The sequence below is a fragment of the Candidatus Protochlamydia naegleriophila genome, from assembly GCF_001499655.1.
Taxonomy (GTDB): Bacteria; Chlamydiota; Chlamydiia; order Chlamydiales; family Parachlamydiaceae; genus Protochlamydia; species Protochlamydia naegleriophila.
The window spans coordinates 67,137-88,679 of record NZ_LN879502.1; the positions used below are offsets into that span (position 1 = coordinate 67,137).

Sequence of the window (21,543 nt, forward strand, 5' to 3'; positions counted from 1 at the left end):
TAGAAATTGAACAAGCAGCCGATCAGCAGCTGATGCTCATTGATCAAGGATGATTGGCCGTAGGAATGGCAACCCCAAAATTTGGGTTGACAGGCTAAGACGAGCTTAACCTGTCAATAAGGCTTGGATTACTTTTTTAGATGGGGATTGAGAAGGGCTGCCATTTTAAACATGTCGACCGGTTCTTTTGTTCCAAAGACCTTAGCTAATGTCTCGTCTGGCACAATGAGGCGCTTATTGTTGGCATCTTGCAGTTGGTGAGCCTTAATGTAATCCCACACTTTTTTAGTCATCTCAGTGCGTGAAATTTCCGTTACCCCGACGACAGCCGCAAGCTCAGGCGTGATCGGATAAGCCGGCATTTGACGCTCTTTTTTAGGTTTGTCGCTTAGTGCAGCTTTGGTAGCTTTAGCAGCCACTTTCCCTTTTTTCGCTTTGGTTTTGGGCGCTTCTTTGGCTTTAGCAGCCGCTCCTTTCTTGCCTTTCTTCTCTTTTTTCTGGAAAGGCGTGCGTGGATGGTTTGGATACTTGCTTTCCAGCTGCTCTAAATTATTGACGATGACGTCACATTCAGGGAAAGTGGAGCAAGAATAAAAGAGCTTGCCAAAGCGCGATTTGCGTGCCACCATGTGGCCAGGGCAGTCAATGGCTGGACAAGCTGGAAGATCTTGCTGCGAGATCGCTGTTTCTCCTTTTTTGGGAATGTTGACAATCCCTTTGCATTCAGGATAGCGGGTACATCCAAGAAAAGCTCCATAGCGCCCATGGCGAATTTTCATTTCAGATTCACAAACGGGACAGCGTTGGTCCCAGTCAAAATCGGTCGCGTAATCATCACGATTAAAGGTGACCTCTTCGACGGGTGCTGAATAGTCACACTCAGGATAGCGCGAACAGCCGAAGAAGTATTTTGAGCGCGCCCAAATTTTTTGAAGTTTGCCTGTTTTGCACTTGGGGCATTCAATTTCAGTCATGACTTTGGGAACAAAGGCTTCTTTTAGAGCCGTTTCCAAGGTTGGATTGAACTGGGCCCAAAAGTCGCGAATGAGCGCTTTCCAATCTTTCATGTTTTCGGCAACGCGTTCTAGGTCGTCTTCCATAGAAGCGGTAAAGCCAATGTTCATGATTTGTTGGAAGCTTGCTTCTAGCATTTGTGCAATGATCTGGCCAAGTTCGGTCGGCTTAAGCCGGCCATTTTCCTTAATCGTATATTCACGGCTCTGAATCTTGTTCATGATCGTTGCATAGGTCGATGGTCGTCCAATGCCCGATTTCTCAAGTTCTTTGACCAATGAGGCCTCGGTGTAGCGGGGAGGCGGGCGTGTAAAAGCTTGCTCGGCCGTTAGCTCTTGCATGAGCAGGGGTTGTCCCTCTTCGAGAAGCGGCAGCATGCGGTTTTCATCGTCTTTTTCATCGTCATCATGCTTTTCTTCGTAGACTGCCAAAAAGCCTTGGAACTTGATAATAGAGCCTGTCGCACGCAGCAGGATTCCTTTTCCGGCTAGAATATCGGCAGCTACGGTATCGTAAATAGCCGCAACCATTTGAGAAGCTAAAAAGCGACGCCAAATCAATTGATAGAGCGAAAATTGCTCTTTGGTTAGATAAGGCTGAATTTTTTCCGGTGTATTTAATAAGCTCGTCGGACGAATCGCTTCGTGCGCATCTTGAGCACTTTTCTGGGTGCTATACTGTTTGGGTTCTGATGGAATAAAGTCTTTGCCATATTGCTTTTGAATAAATTCCCGGGCTTCCTGAATGGCCTCTGGGGCAATACGGACAGAATCGGTACGCATATAGGTGATCAAACCCTCTGCCCCTTCAGTACCAAGATCGATACCTTCATACAGACCTTGAGCAATATTCATTGTGCGAGCCGAAGAAAAACCATAATGGCGGCTCGCTTCTTGTTGCAGTGTCGATGTGATGAAGGGGGGAACCGGGAAACGCCTTTTTTCTTTACGCTCTACCTTCATTACTTGATAGGGGCCTGGCTTCATTCGTTCTAAAATAGCATCGGCCGCCTCTTTATGGCTAATCAGGGTGACGTCTTTTCCCTCGATGGCCTCTTTTTCGAAGCGTTTACCATCGACTGAGTAAAGCGCCGCTTTGAAGAGGCGATCTTCCTTGCTCGTTTTTAAGATCGCTCCTAAATTCCAATATTCAACAGGTTTGAAGGCTTCGATTTCTTTTTCGCGCTCGACCACCAATTTTAAGGCGACTGATTGGACTCTGCCGGCCGATAAGAAATTTTCTTTTCCTCTTTGAATACGGCGGTTGAGAAGGGGAGAAATTTTGTAGCCGACGATCCGGTCTAACAGGCGGCGCGCCTGCTGTGCATTGACTAAAGCCGTATCGATGGCGCGTGGATTTTCCAATGCTTTGACTACGGCATCTTTGGTGATGGAATTGAAGGATACCCGTTTAATATTCGTATCGGCAGGCAAAACTTGCGTGATGTGCCAAGCGATTGCTTCTCCTTCGCGGTCCGGGTCGGGAGAGAGGTAAACGACATCGCATTCTTTAGCGGCCTTGCGCAGTTTAGCGATCACCTCTTCCTTATTGGGCATAATCGTATACTTGGGCTCAAAGTCGTGCTCGATATCGATTCCAAACTCCCTTTCTGGTAAATCGCGAACATGACCAATGGATGATTCAAAGATATAATTCGGGCCCAAGAATTTCTTAAGCGTTTTAATTTTGGCGGGTGACTCGACGATGATCAGCGCTTTACCCATGTTGTCTTGACTCCATCTTGAAGAATGCATCATTCTTCATTCTATTGAATTTTTTTATAAATTTTACCAGGAAATTCTTTAATTATTTTTTTTAACACCAAACTCATCAATACTCCATTTATTTGATTAATGGGTAATTGAGTGCGTCTGACGATTTCTTCAATTGAAACTTCTTCGACTGGTAGCTGTTTTAATAAAAAGGCCTCTTCTTGTTCTAATACAACGGTAGGAGGATTTTTTGCATTTGACGGTGCGGCAGCAAAGAGAGTGTCGAAGCATTGTACTATATCGCTGCTATTTTCAACTAATGCTGCTTTATGTTCTTTAATGAGGAGGTGATTGCCCCTAAAATTGTCTTGATCTGCCCGACCTGGCAGTGCCCAGACCTGGCGCCCTTGGCTAAGGGCTCTTTCAACAGTAAGCATCGCTCCGCTTTGTAGGGGGGCTTCAATCAGTAAGGTTCCAAGAGTCATACCGCTGACTAACCGGTTTCGCTGGGGAAAGTGGGTACGGTCGGGTGGCGTCTGCATGGGAAATTCTGAGATGAGAGCTCCTTGCTCGGCAATGGCCTCTGCTAAACGCTCATTCTCTTTAGGATAAAGATGGGCAAGGCCGGATCCCAAGACGGCAAGTGTCCGCCCTTTTCCTTCTAGCGCTCCTTGATGGGCGGCTGTATCGATGCCTCGAGCTAAGCCGCTGACAATGGTAAAGCCTGCTTGGGCGAGTTCGCGGCTCATTTGCTTAGCCATTTCCAATCCATAAATCGTAGCTTGGCGGGTACCGATGATTGCTAAACTGCGCTCATCTGAGCGGTTTAGTTCGCCTTTCAGATAGAGAAGGGGAGGATGATCGATGAGTTCCAGCAAACGCCTGGGATAGTGGGGGCTGGTATACGGAACTAAATGGGCGTGCAATTTTTCGGCCAATTCAAGGCTGAGCTTCCAGGTGCCTTCTTTTAATGTCTGTTGCCATGCTTGCAAAATTTTAGGGCCAAAGCCGGGCAAGTCTGCAATTGCACTTAAGGGGGATTGGAGAGCTTGGGCTGCCGAGCCAAAGTGTTGAACGAGTAGGCGCACCTTAATCGAACCAAGAGAGGGAATGCTCGTCAAAATAATTAAAGCTTCTAACTCATCCAAAATAGGGACCTTTTACTTGGAAATGCTTATTTTTATTTGATGCTCTAGCAGAATCTGCTTGATGAGCGAAGGATTGACTTGAAAAACTTGAATGACTTTGCCGATTTTTTCGAGAAGAATCAAGTTGATTTTACCGTCGCTTGCTTTTTTATCACTTTTCATAAGAGCAATGAAGCGCGTTATTGGATAAGGAGGCGCTGCAAGCGGCAGCCCGATTTGTTTACAGATTTCATCCTGCCTTTGTACGGTTGCTCGATCGGTCAAATTCATTCGAAGGCTCAAGTGCGCGGCGTAGCTCATGCCTATCGCTACGGCTTCGCCATGCAGGTATTGATAATGGGTTAGCGATTCGATTGCATGGCCAAAGGTGTGGCCGTAGTTGAGCTGGGCCCGGATGCCTCTGTCTTTAAAATCGGCATCTACAAACCATTGCTTGATTGTGCAGGATTGTTTAATCACCTCTTCTAATAACGCTTCGTCTTTTTGCTCAAATCGATGCCAATGTTGCTCGAGAAGATCTAAAAGAGGGGGATGAGCAATCATTCCATACTTGATGACTTCAGCAAATCCAGCGTTGTATTCGCGCCTAGGCAGCGTACGTAAAAAGAGGGGATCAATAAGTACGCGTTTGGGAAGATGAAAGCTGCCGATCACATTTTTATTTTTTCCCAGATTAATTCCCGTTTTTCCTCCGATCGCAGCATCGACCATGGCCAATAAAGAGGTGGGAAGGTAAACGGCATCGATGCCGCGCATATAGACGGATGCCACAAAACCAGCCAAGTCGCAAATCACCCCGCCGCCTAAAGCGAGAATGAGGGAGTTTCTGTCGACGCGCTTGCGGGCAAGATGCTGCCAACAGCGCTTGGCTTGGACGAGGCTTTTGCTTCCTTCTCCTTCCGGGATGTGAAGCACGGTGAAAGGGGCGATTGCAGAGAGTTGGCTTTCGAGTCTCTCTCCATAAATAGACCAAAGGGAAGGATGGGTGAAAATGACAATCTGACTGCAAGAGAAATTGAGATGGTACGCCAGCCGATCCAAACTATGAGCTGCGACGATGGTTGAAGCGGGAAGAGTAGCAGAGAGAAGATCCGCCACGATTTGATCCTAGGTTTGACAGACGATAAAAAAGAAGCGGCTAATCAACGATTAGCCGCCAAGCGGGTTTTCTTTCCTTAGAAAGAAACGGTAATGCTTCCGCTGACTTTGACAACCCTGAATAGGGGTTGTACTTCAGCTGAAGCACTACTGATAGATAGATGTCGCGCTTGAATGAGTAGATCTAATTCAGTCTCTACTCTTTCATTGATTTCTTCTAGCGCGAGCGAGCTATTATGATTGCCCACGGTTATTCTCCACCTACCTTCAGAAAGGTAGTTACAAGAGAACGAGTGAGGTTAAGCTGTTAAAGCGGATAACTCTCCTCCCGGTTTATTGACGCAATTAGGTTGTTTGTCATAAATAAACTCCAACATAACAACATCTTTAGCCAGACAAAGAGGGCTTTCAGCCTTTGCTTCAGCCAACTCATCGTCCCCTCAGATTGATCTTTATCTCGCCATTGGCGAGGCTTATTTCTTATGGCTTTAAAAGAAAAATTCCCGGTCTTGTGGCTTCGAGCAGTAAATAGCCTAATGTCACCTCCTTTGATGCTCCGGTGTTCCACTTTTTGGGAAAAATAATCGAGGTCCCATCCCTTGTCTACCAAAACTAGACAAAAGGTTTTGATCTGCTTCGTTTTAAACCTTAATGATTTAAAGCGAATTGAATCAAATAATTACTAACTATTTTTTCATATTTAACAGGCGATGATTAATTCTGCAAGTTTGGCAGTTTTTCAAACATCTATTAAATAATTATTTAGACCTTATAAGGCTAAGGCTTGCTTTCTCTCTGCAATGTAATGTCCTAAAGAAGTGTGTCCAACTTGAAAGAGTTGATAAGTCGTTAAAACAGTTTGGACTTGATCTTCAGTGTATTGCAGTAAGGCATCCCAAGCAGCCGATTCTTCATGCTTTTGGCCTAGTTGCTGATAAAGCAGGGCTAAGCGTACTAAATTATAGACAGGAAGAATCGTACTAGCAGCCGCAGGCTGTTCTTGTAGCTGCGTTTGAAGTTGAAGCGAGTGTTGCAGGGCTTCTGCGTAGAGTCCTTCACCAATCAGAAGAGATGTTTTAGCATATTCTTCATAAGGAGCGAGCTGATCAGGCCTGACGCGTTTAAACGTCGATTGAGCCAATGCCTTAGCTTCGGGAATTTGACCTTGGATTAGAAGCATTTGGGCAAGCGATCCATCATATTTAGCATGCAACTCTGGGTGGCGGGCCATGATGGTTGTGAGTTCTTGCAAACGCGCTGTCGTTGCTGAATCGGTTCCTTGCTGGATTTTTTGAAAGGCCATTTCGGCCTGCATAAAATCGTTTTCAGCATTGAGGTTCCGTACCGATAAATAGCGGTAAGAAATCAGCAAGGCAGCGAACAAGCCAACCAAGCCCCATAAAAGAATCTGTTTATTGGCAGTCAACCAATCGATGAAAGGGTGATCCATCCATCCATCGGAAAATTCGCGATCTAGAGAAGAAGGTGTAGACTGTTTACTCATGGCCATCACAAGGTTAATGGGTTTTTGCCTAATAATAGACTCTCAAAAAAGAATGCGAGCGAAATCATAAATAAAAGCATGATATTTTTCAGCTATTTCTTGTAAAATGAGAGTTTAATAAATAACGTCAGTTTAAGAATTTCCTTTGGTTGTTCATTGAATTGCTACGAAGGAGTCGTGTAAATTAGGCTGTGAGCGTAGTCAGAAAAGCAATTGCTGAGATATAAACTATTCCAGTTTATGAACGTCCATGTAAGAGGATGCTACAAAATATGATCAGTTTTCTTTGCTGCTATAATCGTTTAGAAAATTTTTGCAACTTTTCCGGCAATTTTAGCACACAAATCAACCGATTGGATTTTCATATCCTCTAAGCGAATTAATTTTTACCCTGTTTTTTTAATTAAAGCAATCATTTGTCGACGCATGCAAAAAGAATTTCCAGTAGAATCGGCGCAAGACGACTTGCGCGAAGTTTTCTTGACTCAGATTAGAATCAATCCCTATCAGCCAAGGCGCGATTTTAAGCCGGAAGAGTTACAGGAACTTGCCGATTCGATTAAGGCAGTGGGCATTATCCACCCCCCTCTTGTACGTCCCTTAGCCGATGACGATTGCTACGAACTCATTGCCGGGGAAAGGCGCTTTCGAGCCTCTCAATTGGCTGGACTGCAGACCATTCCAGTCTTCGTGCGTCATACATCTTATGCTCTCTCGGCCCAAGCGGCTTTGATTGAAAATATCCAGCGGGTCGATCTCAATCCGTTGGAAATCGCCAAAGCTCTTAAGCAGCTCATGCAAGATTTTAATTTTAATCAAGACCGCTTGGCTCAGCAAATCGGAAAAAAACGTTCAACCGTTGCCAACTATTTGCGCTTACTCGCTTTGCCCTACTCGATTCAAACGAGCATTTTGCAAGGAACGATTTCGATGGGCCATGCTAAGGCCATTTTAGCCTTGGAGTCAGAAGATAAGCAGCAACTGCTGCATGATTTGATTCTACGCGATGATCTCAATGTGCGCGAAGCCGAGCAAGCTGCAACGCGTATCGGGGAAAAAGCAAAAAAGCAGCAACTGAGCTATGTGGCGCGCGATTTTTATCTGGAGCAATTGGCTGAAAAGATTCAACACAAGCTTGGAACGAAGGTCATGATTCAGGGTAAAGGCAAGCGCGGCCGCATTAGCATCGACTACTACAATTTGGATGATCTCGATCGCTTACTCCATCTTTTTGGAGTCAAGGAAGAGATCTAAGCGAATCAGGCTGGATTGATAATCTAAGATGAACGGCTCGTAGGAAGTTGTAAAGGGCGAAGCTATTAGATGTGGCGGTCTGTTTTAGAATCTGATGCGCTTTTCTCCTCTATTAGAAGGCGAATAGCTATTTGCCTCTCACTAGAGACGTACTCTTTCTTTTTTTGGATACTTTGAAATGAATAACAGGAGAAGCATTCCGAATAAAATCAATGAGAAAGAAAATTAAAAGGCATTTTTCCAATCAAATGAGTTTCTGATATTCCTTTGAGGGCTTTCGCAAAATAGGGGAATGAATCTACAAGCTAAAAAGACTGGGGAAAGGAGTACTAACTCAATCAATTTACGTGCAAATTTTGCCACTTATTAAAGTCTTCAATAAACATAAGAGCTGTGGTTTTAAAAAAGGCAAATTAGCAATGATAGATTTCTTCAAAACTTCACTCGATTGTTAAAATGGCTCTTTTTTTGAGAAATTTCGAAAGTAGAAGCCCTAAAATACGGATAAGTGCAGTTTTCTTATTATTAAGTGGAAGCTAAATTTGGTGGGATAGATATTTTCGACTGAGCATTTAAGATTTGATACCGATCAAGCAACCTTAGACATTGTAGCTTTGAGGGATGTTCTATTAATAAAACACCTGTTTTTTTATTGACTCGTATAAGCAGTTTTTTAAAGAAATATACATAAAAAGCAATCTTTAAATAATTCATTATGGAAATAATATGATTTCACTAGCTGTTTCTTATTTGCTCTCTTCTAATTCCACTCCTGCAGCCAATAACTTGGCGATTACGCGTAGGCAAAGTTCTCAGGAGCCTAAAATGGGATGGATGGCTCAGCTGTTTCTGAAATATAGTCCACGCGATGCACAATATGTAGAGGCTGTAAAAAAATGCATACATGTTCATACCATTCTAAGCAATCACGTTGTAGAAGGCTGGTCCATCTACTGCTGTGCTTTACTTAATTACCATGCGGTTAACGATCCCTCTTTTGCTTATGATGAACAGCGATTGTGTAAAATCTTTGAGCGGGCTGAGGCACAGATTGAGAGAACGTTCGAGGATATAGTGGTTTGTGTGAAAGGATTATGGGCGGGTTATCTGGTGCAAGCTGGCGCATCAAGAGAAAAAGCATTAAAAATTGGACAGCCTATTGCGTTTGAGGAAGCTATCGAGACGGACGATCCTATTGAGTATATTGTGAAATTGAATGGTAAAGTTCCCGAAAGAGTCGTTCATTATACATTAATGACCAAGAAAATTACTTGCATTTTTAACAAAATTATTGAATTGGATAGTGTGCAATTCCCAGATGAATACAATATTCAATTATTTGTTAATAAAAAAATAGAAGAAATCTATAACAGAGTTGATCATTTAGAGAATATTAGCTTTGGACGATTTTTGCTGGGGGGTGGGTTCGTTACAATGAAAATGTCAAAAGGGGAAGAGCACCAAATCAAGTTAGATTAAACCGAAACAGATCCCAAAGCTAGGTGGTTTTCAAGACCTATTCTCCATGCAGTTTCTTTTTGAGAGGAATGAAGCAAGAAATGTGGAATTCTTTTTTCAAGTTTTTCGTTGAAAATAATAATTATGAACTTTTTCGAACGATCATTGCCATCAAAGCGTAACTTCGGTAGAAAAAATGATTTACTTAATCATTTTTTATCGAAAAGGCATGGTATGGAAAAACGCGTTGATGTCCTTTCTTCTGAGCAAGTCTTGGATCAACAAAGACTCTTAAGGCGTCAAGTTGTTCAATCCTCTTTCAATTCCTTTCTCATCGCAGCTCTTCTTTCGTTTCCCTTTTTAATTCAAATGATAGCCAAGGGGCTTGGCTATTCTTTTGAAGTTGGCTCTGCCTGGCAATGGATACTCGCCACCCTTGTGCAATTTGGATGCGGTTGGCCACTCTACCTTTCTGCTTATAGGGCTTTGAAAGCAAAAAGAGGCAATATGGACTTGCTGATTGTACTTGGTACAACCGCTGCCTATAGTCTAAGCTTGGCCGTTTATTTCTGGCACCTGCCTCAATATCTTTACTTTGAAAGTAGTGCGATCATCATAACGCTCACTCTACTTGGAAGATGGCTGGAAGCCTTAATGCAGGGCAGAATGTCCAAGACCTTGGAACAGCTGCTGCACTCGCAGCCGAAAAGTGCAAGGCTTGACAAAGGAAAACAGGCGATAGCCGATATAACAGTTGCTAAACCAGGAGATCTTTTTGTAGTACATCCTGGAGAGCGCATTCCCGTTGATGGAATAGTTCGTGAAGGAGAAGCCTCTGTCAATGAACTTCTTTTAACAGGGATAAGCACACCTGTTTTTAAGGAGGCCGGATCCGCAGTTTTTGCAGGCACCACTAGCGAGAGAGGCCTCATTCACATACAGGCGACGCAAGTAGGGGCTGAAACCAGGCTCTCTCAATTGATTCGCCTTGTCGAACAAGCTCAGATGCCAAATACCCCTGTCTCAAAAAGGGGTGACGGCATAGCGGCCATTTTTATTCCCCTTATTCTATTGATAAGTGTCTTGACATGGGGTGTATGGACATTTTGGTGGGAGAGTCCTGAGAGCGGTGCATTAAATGCCATTGCTGTGCTTGCGATTGCATGCCCCTGTGCAATTGGGCTGGTCAATCCGCTTATTTTACTCATGACAAAGGAAGCTGGAGAAAAGCAGGGGATTTTATTTAAAGATGCAACGTCTTTAGAACAGGTCGGACAACTCAGAGTCTTGTTTTTTGAAAAAACAGGAACTCTCACAGAAGGGTGTCCAACTATATCTGCCATTTATCCTCATGCAAAGCACCCTAAGGAAGAGGTGCTGCAACTAGCGGCTTCTTTAGAGAGCTTCTCTTTTCATTCTCTTGCTAAAGCCATTAGCAATCGGGCCAAGCATGAAGGAATTGCTTTAAAACGCGTCGAAGACTTTCAATCCATGGACAAAGGAGTTTCTGGATCCATTGATGGTAAGGTTTACTATCTTGGCTCTATTTCTTTTGCTGAGGAAATGGGAATCGAGGTGGAGCCTGCCTTAACACTGCTCGAGCACAAAGGGGAAACCCTGGTATTGGTTTGGACTGCTAAACATTTAGTGGGATTGATTAGCTTGATCGATCAAGTACGTCCTAAGAGTGCAGAGGCTATTCGTTTGTTAAAAGAAAGAGGCATTCATCCCATTCTTTTGACTGGAGACCGCAAAGGGACTGCTGAGAGTGTTGCTCATCTTGTGGGGATCGAAGATGTCCGGAATGGGCTGCTACCGGCTGAAAAAGTGGGTATTGTTCGCGAAGCAAAGCAAGCGGGAATAGTCGGGATAGTAGGTGATGCAATTGATAATGCAAAAGCTTTAGCAGAGGCTGATGTGAGCTTTGCTTTTGGATATCGCGCTGTGGCACTTGAAGCGGCGTCTATTAATTTGAAGCGGAATGATTTGATGGGAGTTGTTGATGCGGTCGATTTGTCTTTCAAAAGCATGAGTAAAATGAGGCAGAATTTATTCCTAGCCTTCGTCTATAATATCCTTGCAATTCCCTTAGCCGCTTCGGGATTACTCAATCCCATGATAGTAGCCGGGACAATGGCGACAAGTTTAGTCTCAGTCGTTGCAAACGCGTTATTATTGCGTTATTGGAAACCTTTAAGTGAATGAGTAAAATGAGTAAAAATATTTTTATCACAGGAGCTGCGGGCTTCATAGGCTTCCACTTGGCTCGTCAGCTAGCTCAAAGAGGTGATCGAGTCATTGGCTTTGATAATTTTAATCCCTATTATGACCCTCGCTTGAAACGGGATAGAGCCAAAGAGCTTGCTAAATTGGGAATCGCGATTATTGAAGGCGATATCCAGGACTTTGAGCTGTTAGAAAAGGCTATTTTAGAGCATCATACGACTCATTTAGTCCACTTGGCTGCACAAGCAGGAGTACGCTATTCCCTTCAACAGCCTTATGCCTATCTTAAAACGAATGTTGACGGCTTTTTGAATATTTTGGAGATTTGCCGCGCCCACCCGTCGCTTAAATTGACCTATGCCTCTTCTTCTTCCGTTTATGGGCTCAATAAAAAAGTCCCCTTTTCGCTAGACGACCGCACTGACCATCAAGCGAGTCTGTATGGAGTAACGAAGAAGACTAACGAGCTGATGGCTCAAACGTATCATCATTTATTCGGCATATCATCCACGGGACTGCGCTTTTTTACGGTCTATGGGCCCTGGGGACGTCCCGATATGGCTTACTTTTCATTTGCAAATGCAATCGTAGAGGGAAAACCTATCGAAATTTTTAATCGTGGGCAGATGATGCGCGATTTTACCTATATCGATGACATTGTGGATGGGACTATGGCGGCTATTGATCGGGAAATGCCTTGTGCCCTTTTTAATTTGGGGCACCATAAGCCTGAGCAATTGCTCCATTTCGTAGCTATTCTGGAAAAAGAGCTTGGCAGAAAGGCGCAAAAAATTTTACTTCCGATGCAATCTGGTGATGTGGTGGCAACGTATGCCGACATTCAAGAGAGTGCTGAGCAACTAAACTTTACGCCTAAAATTGGAATTGAAGAGGGATTGGCCCGCTTCGTTGAATGGTATAAAGAGTATTACCATTTTAAAATAAAAGATGTACAGTAAGGGACTCGCTGTTTGAAATGAGAGGAGCACCTCATGGAAAATCCGTTGATCTCTATTCCTTGCGTCATCACGAAGATCAATCAGGCGATTGCCTATTGCGTGGGCGGCAAGCAACGCCCCGTCTTTTTTGATATTGCCAAGGACTACCCAGAGCTGCTTGCCATTCAAGACAATTACAGTATTATCAAGGAAGAATTAGAGGGAGTGCTTAAGACCGATACCAAGATCCCCTGCTTTCATGAAATCGATACGACCCAAACGTTTATTTCCGCCAATCAGCCGAATAAGAATTGGCGCATGTTCGAGCTCTATTGCTATGGACAAAAGCCCGAAGCCAATCGCAGATTATGCCCCAAGACGTGCGCCATCCTAGATAAAATCCCCTCCATTCAACATGCCGTTTTTTCGATTCTAGAGCCGGGCAAGTCTATCCCCTTTCATATGGGGCCTTACATGGGCATTTTACGCTATCATTTGGGACTCATCGTACCTCAGGTAAATCCGCCCTACCTACACGTCAAAGACAAGTACTATACATGGAAAGAAGGGGAAAGCGTCTTGTTCGACGATACGTGGATCCATCAAGTCATCAACGACAGTCCAAGTATCCGCGTCGTTTTATTCATCGATGTGAAGCGGAAGCTTCCTTTCCCTATGAATATCATGAATAGCCTCTTACTTAAAACCCTTGCGACCCGCTATGGCAAATCGGTCATGGAAAAGCTTGACTGGCAACACTAAGGGTTTAAACCTTTACCCTGAAAACCTGATTCTTTCTATTCAAGTCCCTTGGCTCTCAGTTAACATTTATAAAGTAAACTGAACGCGTGTTATAGGCCTTTAGGCCGAATGAGCCATTTTCGATTAGCCAGAAGACTTTAAAATGCTGTGAGGAAAGCTTTTTTAGTCTTGCCTATCATTGTTCTTCGGTCTCCTCTTCTTGTTATTTTCGTCTCTTTCATTAGATCCTTATCTTTGCAAACCTTGAAGGGATAAAGAGCTTTTGAATTATCTTCAAATTAAAAGACGCTGGATGTAGTGTACAGACACACTTAGTGTGATGATTAACTTTACATTCTATCAGTGGGGGTTATATGCATATTGAGTACAATTCTTATTATAATAGACCAGTACTTGTCATTGAACCTTGCCGCACAATGTTTGATTATTATGTTTATAAGACGAGGAAAGCGATCATTAATGACATGACGACTCTGATGTTTAATGCCATCCAAGCTTTATCCGTTAACGAGCTGTCTCCTCAAGGCATAAGTACAAAGCTTGTAGAACATTACCACTCGATAAAAAAATGCACGATTAAAGTGAAAAAAGAACGACAGGCCCGCTTTATTGCACTCGTCATCGATCAGGTTAAGCAGGAGCTGTATGCTCCAGTACCATCACACAAACGAAGAGAAATTTTAGATGGAATGGAAACATACGGCTTAAAATGGATCGAGTGTGTTGGATTGGGAGCAGCCAATCAGTTATTTCACTATTTAGACGCTAGCGATTCTAAATTAGTAGACGAAATGATTGCAGATGCAGAAAAGAGGCACAGAGGATTCTTATGATCCAAAAGATGTAAGTCATGGCATTGACTTTGATCGTTATCGGGTAATTTAAGCTGTTTATTATTAATTACATGTGGTTGATTTAAGGCGGATTTGATGGTGGGGTGTTAAGGTCGTAATTCATCTTTAGATATTGGGTGCAGCCATTTCCCTGTATGTCACGTGCATTTTTTTATTTTTTTATTTTCCCTATTCGATTAATTTGCCATATCAGTAAAGATAAAAAATCAGAAGAAGCCAATTGAGGAGACCGATTACCATGCACCGCTTAACATTTTGGCTGGTATGCACCGCGATTTTAGTTTTAACCAGCTGCCAGACAAAAACGGTAGGAGACGGTCCCTGGGTCAAAAAAATTGATTCAGAAGAGCTGTCCAAGATTGTAATCAGTTTTTCTGCCAAAATGAAAATTGACAAGCATCTAGAGCTTGAGGATTCATGGGCGGCCTACGACGACTACATCAAAAAGCTATGCTTACAGTATTCCTCCCAGCGCTTACTGACCGTTTATGATGCTCGTCTACTAATGGTAGAATTGGTAGAGGAATTGCTTTATCGCATCAATAATCACTCTTTGATTAGTTTTGAATTGGAACACTTTCCATTCACAGCTGACGACTTAGACGTCAAAATCAATTTCGAAAGTTTTTATGGGCGTTACATTGACGAGCAGTATGTTGGTTTAGCGTGGCTGCAAGCAGGATGCGTTCACTTCTATGCGTTCGACCGAAAAGATCAAAGCATCGACTGGTCTCATGATCGCTTTGAACCCTACACAAAAAGCCGTGAGTTAGCCTTAATTAAGCGAGAAGTCGATCTTCCATTTACAGATGTGAAAGACGCTCCGTTAAGAGGCTTTAATTATAATTCTGGCGAAAGATATTTCAATACTCAATAGTCCTTCGTTTCTATCACGTCATTGCTTGCACTCGATGACGTGATCCGTAAAAGCCCCTACTTTTTTTAAGCAGGGCTTTCCTCAAGTAGAGAATAGGCATCATTCAAATGGGCTATGAGATCGCTTGCGATGAGCCCTCGCCTTGTTCCCCTTTCTTTTGCTGTGCAATCTCCTGCGAGTCCATGCAGATAAACGCCTAGTGCTGCAGCTTCGCGGCCATTTAATCCCTGCGAGAGAAAAGAGGCGATCATGCCTGTTAAAACGTCTCCACTGCCTGCTGTTGCCATGCCAGGATTGCCAGTCGGATTCACTAGTATCGGCTTGCCTGGATGAAAAATAAAGGTAGGGGCTCCTTTTAAGACAAGCGTGATAGCATGCTGCTCTGCAAATTGCTGACAGGTTTGTAAAAGCGATTCGTTTAGGTTTAAATGCGTCGCTTGATGAAGCAGTGTTTGCATTTCGCCTGTATGAGGTGTAAAAACGGTTTGGGGAGGCAGCTTAAAAGGCTCTTCGGCAAAAACTATAAGGGCGTCTGCATCAATGACACAGGGCTTTACAAGGCTACGCAGGGTGGATTGTAAGAGCTTATTAATGGCTTCTGATCTTCCAAGTCCAGGTCCAACAAAGATAGCGCTTCCTTTTTGGAGCCATTGTAAGATGGTATCTGGATCATCGACCGAATAGGGGACTTTAATAAGTTCATAAGGGCTATTAGCAAGCTCTGCTTCCATTCCTTTAGGATGGAGGAGGCGTACTATTCCACTTCCCGTTCGTAGGGCAGCCAAGCTGGATAAAAGGGCGGCACCTGGCATAGAAGGCGATCCTGCGAGTCCTATGACATAACCTGCCTGATACTTGTGGCGATTGCGCTTTAAGGGAGGGAGTAGTCTCTTGATGAAAGGAGATGTCATGAGAATAAAGTCGCCCATTTCTGCGTCGCTGATCGCTTGAGGAAGGCCAAAATCGACAAAGCGAAGCTTGCCGACTACATTCCATCCATCGCGCAGGAAAAAACCGGACTTGGGATGGCCAAGAAAGAGGGTTTGGGTGGCTCGGATGACGGCTCCTTCTATTTCTCCGGTAGAGCCATTTAGGCCAGAGGGAATATCGATGGCTAAAATGGGGCATAGGCTCGCATTAGCCTGCTCGATTAAGGAGGCGTAAGGCTCCCTGACTGCCCCTTTGAAGCCCGTGCCAAATAATCCATCGATGAGCAGAGTTCCTGGTTGGCAAACGAGCTGTTTTTCGATCTTTCCGCCACGATCAAGAAAGTGCTTGCCATTTTGCTGGCACAGGGGTGAGCAGTGACTAAGCTCGTCTAACTGGACAGCAGAGACGCTATAGCCTTTTTCAAGCAAATAGCGGCCTGCAACAAATGCGTCGCCCCCGTTGTTGCCTTTGCCAGATAGAAGAATGAGATGATCGATAGAGGGATATGTTTGAACAAAGTCTTGAATGGCCAAAGAAATGCCGTAGCCCGCTTTTTCCATAAAGTCATGCTCGGAATGTCCTTGTTGGTAAGCTTCGGCTTCTAACTGGGACATTGCTTTGGCGGTAAAGACTTTCATAAACCTATAAATGTTCCTCTTTGATGGTTCTTTGCATTAAAGTGCTGACTGCATCGATTGGGCGAATGGCATTTTTAATGATATCGTAGACGGTTTCTGCGATTGGAATCATGACCTTATGCTGTTTGCTGAGCTGTAAAGCAGATATACACGTATAGGCGCCTTCTACAACCATACCAATTCGTTTCTGAGCCTCTTCGCTTGTTAATCCTTGGGCTAACAGAGTGCCGAAGCGGAAGTTGCGGCTGATCGGCGAGCTGCATGTGACGCATAAATCACCCATACCTGCAAGTCCATTGATTGTTTCTGCCTTGCAGCCACAGGCCACGGCTAGTTTGCGGATTTCGTGCAATCCTCTCGTCATCAAAGCGGCTTTAGAGCTGCACCCCAGCGATAAGCCATCTGAAATACCACAGGCAATTCCAATGATGTTTTTTAACGCTCCACCAAAAGCGACTCCTAAAACATCTGTATTCGGATAGATGCGAAAGGTTGGGGTCGTAAACGTGTCGCAGATTTCTTGAATAACTTCTGAGGTGTAACCTGTTCCTACGACTGAGGTTGGCAGACCGCGGATAACTTCTTGAGCAAAACTTGGCCCGCTGACAAAGCCAATTAGGGGACGAAACTGCTCTCCTAAGACTTCAATCGCAACTTCTGGAAGGATGATGCCAGTGTCCTGTTCGATGCCTTTAGAAGTGATGATAATGGGGCAACTGGGAAGCCCAAGGGAGCGTACTTGTTCAAATACAGAGCGCAATCCGGCAGATGTGACCGATTCAACAATCATGTCGACGCCGTGCAGGGCTTCGGCCATGTTTGTTGTAAATGTCATCTGTCCGGTTGACGTATGTCCGGGCAAAAGAGGGTGTTGGCGAGTCCGATTTAAATGCTCTGCAAGTTCGGGCTTTGTGGTCCAGCAAACAAGTTCATATCCTTTTGAGGCCAATAATGAAGCTAGGCAGTAGCCCCAAGCTCCCATTCCCAAGTATCCGATTTTTTTCATAGCATTCCTTAGCAGATAAACCCAAAGTTCAATTTTTTATATGCCGCATGGACATTTCATATTTAATTTATAGCAGTATCTAGGATTATACACAAAATACCTAGGGCGTGTCGTCAAATTCATCATGCCTATATTCAAAATTATTTCCTAGGCGGGTTGAAGCAAAAAACTGTAGGAAATACTTTATAATATTACCAAAGTTTTTGCTCCGACATGCCTGGAAAGAACGTGAATTTAGGCATGATGAATTTGACGACACGCCCTAAATGCGAGGCTAGCGAATTCTAAAGCGGATGATCGGATGAGTGTTTTAAGCGCTCCTCAAAAGCTTTTTGCCACCGCTCTGTTTGTGAAGGAGCATCGAGTGGTAAGATAGGCTCGCTTTGGAAAGGATCTTTTTTGCGTTTTTGCTTTTTAGGGGAAGGGGGCTTGGTTTCGGCTTTGGGTTTGCGCGGCTTTTCATTTTTGACTAATTCGAGGTAATGCGCTTCAAAAATGCGCGCATAATAGTCATGGGAAGACTCAACTGTCGCTTCAATCAGCGGTTCTGCGGGAGTCAAGGGCGTAACAAGTTTGGGGGCGATACGCCGCGTTGGGGGATTTTTGAGCTGCTTGAGCTTATTTTTATAGCTCTTGTTGAGCCACGCCATAAAGTCTTCTACGCTTTCTGTATGAGCTTGGCGGCACCTTGCCTGCCAAGCAAGCTTTTTGTCGGATGTCACCACCGTTTCTTGCTCTGGATGCCGAGAATTTTTGAGCTCATCTAAGATAAATTCATCGGCTGTTTCTCCCTCGGCAGTGAATGAAATTTCAATGTGATCGAAGTGGGTACGCGTTCCCTCTCCCACTTGAAAGGTTCCATCAAAAACGATTGAAACGTCGATTCTGACAAGAGACGCTTTCTTATTGAGGTCGAGGATGATCTGTTCTCGGGAAGTTTGCAAATGATCATGCGCATGCATCAGGCGGAATAGAAGGTTATATCCGTCGATGTAATAGTGCATGTGTTAGCCTCTGAGATTTTCTAAAAAAGCAGCTAGTCGCTCAAAAGCCTTGCGTCTGTGAGAGATGCGATTTTTAATTGTTTCGTCTAGTTCTGCAAATGTTTTTTCATAGTCATTTTTAACAAAAAGAGAGTCGTAGCCGAAGCCATAACGACCTTTAGCTTCTGTGAGGATAAATCCTTCACAGACGCCTTGTACACACTTTTTTAATCCTGATGAATTGGCAACCGCTAGGCAGCATTCATAGTAGGCAGAGCGATCTTCTTGCGTCGTTAAACGGGCCATTTCCTGCAGCAGCTTCTTCCGGTTGTCGGCATCGCAAGCCTCAGGCCCTGCATAGCGGCGAGAGTAGATGCCAGGCTGTCCTTGAAGGAAGGGAACGACCAAGCCCGAATCGTCGGCAATTGCCCATACATTGAGCTGTTTGGCAGCATGTTCTGCCTTTAATATGGCATTTTCCTTAAAGGTCTTCCCTGTTTCCACTGGCGCGATATAAGAGGGAAATTGGTGTAACGAAAGAATCTCTAAATGGGAAAACGGTTTGCACATCTCCCGAAATTCTCGGATTTTATGCAAATTAGTTGTCGCCAAAAGAATTTCCATAGGAATCCATTTTATTAACTTAGTACTTTGTGAGGATCTGTCTGAAATGCCAGTAGAGCTTTCAAAGCCTTAGTTTTTGTTTATCTGAGAGATATTCACTCTTACGTTGAATATGGACTCAACTTAATGGGTGCAAGAATATAGTGACTTCATACATTAATGTAAAATTTTTAAAAATGATTATACGCAAAAATGTAAAAAAATAGGCCTATAGGAAGCTATTCGATGCCACTTCCGCTTAGAAAGTGACATCGAAGCTTTTACTGAATGTTTAATTCAAAAAGCTGCTTAAAGAGAGGATCTGAAATTCTTCGTCTTTGAACTGAAAGGATTCACCCTTCTTTTTTCCTACCATCGCTTGGGCCAGTTTGGAATTCAAGGATAGAATGTTTTTCTCTGGATCGGCATCCCAAGGCCCTAAAATAGAGTATTGAGTACGTTGCCCTTGGTTATCCACCACATCGATTACGCTACCAATTCCCACTTCATCTAAGAGGATGTCGTCAGGCGTGATAATGCGTGCACGGCCAAGCTGATCTGATAGTGTTTTTAATTCAGATTGCAATCTTGCGCGTCTTTCTTGCGCAAATTTAAATTCAGAATTTTCACGTAAGTCTCCCAATGCACGAGCGGCTTCAATTTCGCGTGCATTTTCTACAACTTCAACAGTTCCAATTTGGCGAATGCGATCTTGAATCTTCAAGTATCCTTGTTCTGTCGTCCAGATTTCATCTTCGTCAGAAGACGAGTGCCCTTTACGCCCTTTTGGAGATGCTAAAGAAGGATGCACGACTTCGGCTAATGAACGCAAAATTTTCATGTCATGGTCGCTGAGGGACTGGCACTTAGATGCCAACAATAAAAATTCTTTTGTAAATTCCAGAGAAGTTCCTTGGAGGAGCTGGCGGACTAATGCGTAGCGCTTGCTTGAAAGCATGCTATACATTTTCTTCCAGAGCTCTCGATAATCTGGTTGATTCTCTAAAGAGCGGAAAAGGATGAAAAAGGCCTCAAAGAAATGCTCTAACCCTTCTTTATTTTGATAAGGAAGATCTTCATCCGTTGAGGCAATCAGTTTCTGGAAGTACCACACAAACATTTCTGGATAAGCGGCAGGATTTGCTAGGAGCTCTTTTAACTTTGTTTCAAGAGATTTGATGGTGGCTGGTTGATTGAGTTCTTTGAGAAGGTAGTCACGCAGCTGTGCCTGTGATAAAGAGAAGAGCAGCGACAAGAAAATTGAAGGCCAATCTTTTCTATATTCTTTGACTGCAATTAAGGCACGTTTCTTGAATGCAATGATTTCGATGTCTTGGATGACTCTTTCAATGGCTAGGTTGCTTTGAACAAGCTGGCTAATATGGCTTTCGGAGGGCTCATAACCAAAAAATTGTTCGAGTAGCAAATGGATTTGAAGCTGCTGGTCTTCGCTCAATCCTGGTGTTTCTAACAGATTTATGAGCCTGGTCTGAAGAGTATTTTTTGTAGTTGCGTTTTTGAGGGCACCTGCTGTATCTCTGACGAAACTGTAGGTCGTTTGAATGATTTCGCTTGCATCTGTTTTATTATGCATCGCGTTCTTTAAGCGCTCTTCGGTCGACAATTCTGCTTTTCTTAAATGGAATGGCTCTTTTAAATGATCTGGTGTTTCGATGAGAGGATCTTTTTTAATTTTTGCTCTAGCTCCTTGCCACCATTTCGTCCAATCTTTTTCTGGAATTACAAGCTCACTGAGCTCATCTTTGATTTCGGCGGCTGTTCTCGGTCCGATATCGTGCAAAAGAAGCTTGATCAATCCAACAGGATCTTCTCGTCCTTCTCTTTCCAAACGATCAGGATCTGCAAAACGGCGGGCTAAGAAGTGATTGGTTGAGAGGGGGATGAGGGTCTTAAAGGCATTGGCAAAAGAGAGATCTTTACGCCCGGAGACATTTTCAAATTCGATTACTAGGTGTTCGCGAACAAAAGAGACTTCCATGATCTCTCCTGTGCCCCACCCACCAACGTGGAAGACCATATTCCCTTTGGCCATATGCGCCACTAAGTCGTATTTGGAGAGGGCTCCTTGGAATTGATCCTTATTGCGCAAGCCGGCCAGCTTTAAGCGTTCATTGAACTTCGCTTCATGGCCATGATGCTTTTGTAGAATTTCAATAGCCAAATCGACTAAAGCCGGGCTGTTTGTCGTTTGAAGATCGATCAGTAATCGAAGGATCTCATAAGATTGTGCAGGATCGGCAATTGTCTTCCATAAAGGAAGGGCCGTTTCAATAATTTGTCCAAAATGTTTTGCTAAATCCGAGGACTTAATCGCTTTTAAAAGCTGACTAAATTCTTCAGTATCTACTGTGTCGCTGGTGCAATACTCTTCCCATAATACGAGAAATTTGTGAAAATCTCGATTATTGATTTGCGTCAGAAACTCCTTCAAATAGCCCATCATCAAACCTTACGTTGTTTTGTCTTCATTTTAAGAGGGGGGTAAAAAACCCGCTTGTTCGGCTTTAATTCAATTTT

At 43.7% G+C, this 21,543-nt stretch carries 18 protein-coding genes; 7 read left to right on the plus strand and 11 right to left on the minus strand.

The genetic code is table 11. The annotated features are described in order from the left end of the window. Positions 1-128 precede the first annotated feature (128 nt). The 6 genes from topA to PNK_RS00315 all read right to left on the minus strand — a co-directional run bounded on the left by topA (position 129) and on the right by PNK_RS00315 (position 6,476). The gene (gene topA / locus PNK_RS00295) at positions 129-2,738 is read right to left on the minus strand and encodes a type I DNA topoisomerase (protein WP_059059558.1); all 2,610 of its coding nucleotides are present in this window, start codon (positions 2,736-2,738) and stop codon (positions 129-131) included. A 41-nt stretch (positions 2,739-2,779) separates the two neighbouring features. After that, positions 2,780-3,874, minus strand: a complete 1,095-nt coding sequence (gene dprA / locus PNK_RS00300; protein ID WP_059059560.1) for a DNA-processing protein DprA — start codon at positions 3,872-3,874, stop codon at positions 2,780-2,782. 12 nt (positions 3,875-3,886) lie between these two features. Further along, a complete protein-coding gene (aroB, locus tag PNK_RS00305) occupies positions 3,887-4,972 on the minus strand; it encodes a 3-dehydroquinate synthase (protein WP_059059562.1) in 1,086 nt (361 codons plus the stop codon). Positions 4,973-5,049: 77 nt separating this feature from the next. Then, positions 5,050-5,220 carry a hypothetical protein gene (locus PNK_RS13265; protein WP_158021646.1) on the minus strand — a complete coding sequence of 57 codons (171 nt, stop codon included), beginning with the start codon at positions 5,218-5,220 and terminating at the stop codon, positions 5,050-5,052. Between the two features lie 51 nt (positions 5,221-5,271). Further along, the gene (locus tag PNK_RS13840) at positions 5,272-5,400 is read right to left on the minus strand and encodes a hypothetical protein (protein ID WP_269446522.1); all 129 of its coding nucleotides are present in this window, start codon (positions 5,398-5,400) and stop codon (positions 5,272-5,274) included. 341 nt (positions 5,401-5,741) lie between these two features. After that, a complete protein-coding gene (locus PNK_RS00315; protein ID WP_158021647.1) occupies positions 5,742-6,476 on the minus strand; it encodes a hypothetical protein in 735 nt (244 codons plus the stop codon). 426 nt (positions 6,477-6,902) lie between these two features. On the opposite strand from PNK_RS00315, the gene PNK_RS00320 reads away from it, so the two are divergent. The 7 genes from PNK_RS00320 (at position 6,903) to PNK_RS00350 (ending at position 14,845) form a co-directional block, all read left to right on the plus strand. Further along, on the plus strand, positions 6,903-7,730 hold the full coding sequence (locus PNK_RS00320) for a ParB/RepB/Spo0J family partition protein (protein WP_032124744.1): 828 nt from the start codon (positions 6,903-6,905) through the stop codon (positions 7,728-7,730). Between the two features lie 726 nt (positions 7,731-8,456). Beyond that, a complete protein-coding gene (locus PNK_RS00325) occupies positions 8,457-9,209 on the plus strand; it encodes a hypothetical protein (RefSeq protein WP_158021648.1) in 753 nt (250 codons plus the stop codon). Positions 9,210-9,422: 213 nt separating this feature from the next. Beyond that, complete coding sequence (locus PNK_RS00330; RefSeq protein ID WP_059059566.1) at positions 9,423-11,393, plus strand: heavy metal translocating P-type ATPase; 1,971 nt, start codon at positions 9,423-9,425, stop codon at positions 11,391-11,393. Continuing rightward, the gene (locus PNK_RS00335) at positions 11,390-12,373 is read left to right on the plus strand and encodes an NAD-dependent epimerase (protein WP_032124748.1); all 984 of its coding nucleotides are present in this window, start codon (positions 11,390-11,392) and stop codon (positions 12,371-12,373) included. Before PNK_RS00330 ends, PNK_RS00335 begins: the two co-directional genes overlap by 4 nt. 33 nt (positions 12,374-12,406) lie before the next feature. Next, entirely contained in the window at positions 12,407-13,114 is a 708-nt protein-coding gene (locus tag PNK_RS00340) for an aspartyl/asparaginyl beta-hydroxylase domain-containing protein (protein WP_051981808.1), read from the plus strand. Positions 13,115-13,467: 353 nt separating this feature from the next. Continuing rightward, on the plus strand, positions 13,468-13,947 hold the full coding sequence (locus PNK_RS00345; protein ID WP_059059567.1) for a hypothetical protein: 480 nt from the start codon (positions 13,468-13,470) through the stop codon (positions 13,945-13,947). 259 nt (positions 13,948-14,206) lie between these two features. Continuing rightward, positions 14,207-14,845 carry a hypothetical protein gene (locus PNK_RS00350; protein WP_059059572.1) on the plus strand — a complete coding sequence of 213 codons (639 nt, stop codon included), beginning with the start codon at positions 14,207-14,209 and terminating at the stop codon, positions 14,843-14,845. A gap of 65 nt (positions 14,846-14,910) precedes the next feature. On the opposite strand, the gene PNK_RS00355 is transcribed toward PNK_RS00350, so the two are convergent. The 5 genes from PNK_RS00355 to PNK_RS00375 all read right to left on the minus strand — a co-directional run bounded on the left by PNK_RS00355 (position 14,911) and on the right by PNK_RS00375 (position 21,469). Then, positions 14,911-16,413: a bifunctional ADP-dependent NAD(P)H-hydrate dehydratase/NAD(P)H-hydrate epimerase gene (locus PNK_RS00355; RefSeq protein WP_059059574.1), complete on the minus strand. Its 1,503-nt coding sequence runs from the start codon at positions 16,411-16,413 to the stop codon at positions 14,911-14,913. Positions 16,414-16,417: 4 nt separating this feature from the next. After that, positions 16,418-17,419 (minus strand): NAD(P)H-dependent glycerol-3-phosphate dehydrogenase, encoded by a 1,002-nt coding sequence (locus tag PNK_RS00360; protein WP_032124752.1) that lies wholly within the window; start codon positions 17,417-17,419, stop codon positions 16,418-16,420. A gap of 284 nt (positions 17,420-17,703) precedes the next feature. Next, positions 17,704-18,423 carry an NYN domain-containing protein gene (locus PNK_RS00365; RefSeq protein WP_032124753.1) on the minus strand — a complete coding sequence of 240 codons (720 nt, stop codon included), beginning with the start codon at positions 18,421-18,423 and terminating at the stop codon, positions 17,704-17,706. Between the two features lie 3 nt (positions 18,424-18,426). Continuing rightward, the gene (rdgB, locus tag PNK_RS00370; RefSeq protein WP_032124754.1) at positions 18,427-19,026 is read right to left on the minus strand and encodes an RdgB/HAM1 family non-canonical purine NTP pyrophosphatase; all 600 of its coding nucleotides are present in this window, start codon (positions 19,024-19,026) and stop codon (positions 18,427-18,429) included. Between the two features lie 271 nt (positions 19,027-19,297). After that, positions 19,298-21,469, minus strand: a complete 2,172-nt coding sequence (locus PNK_RS00375; RefSeq protein WP_231909262.1) for a GreA/GreB family elongation factor — start codon at positions 21,467-21,469, stop codon at positions 19,298-19,300. Positions 21,470-21,543 lie beyond the last annotated feature (74 nt).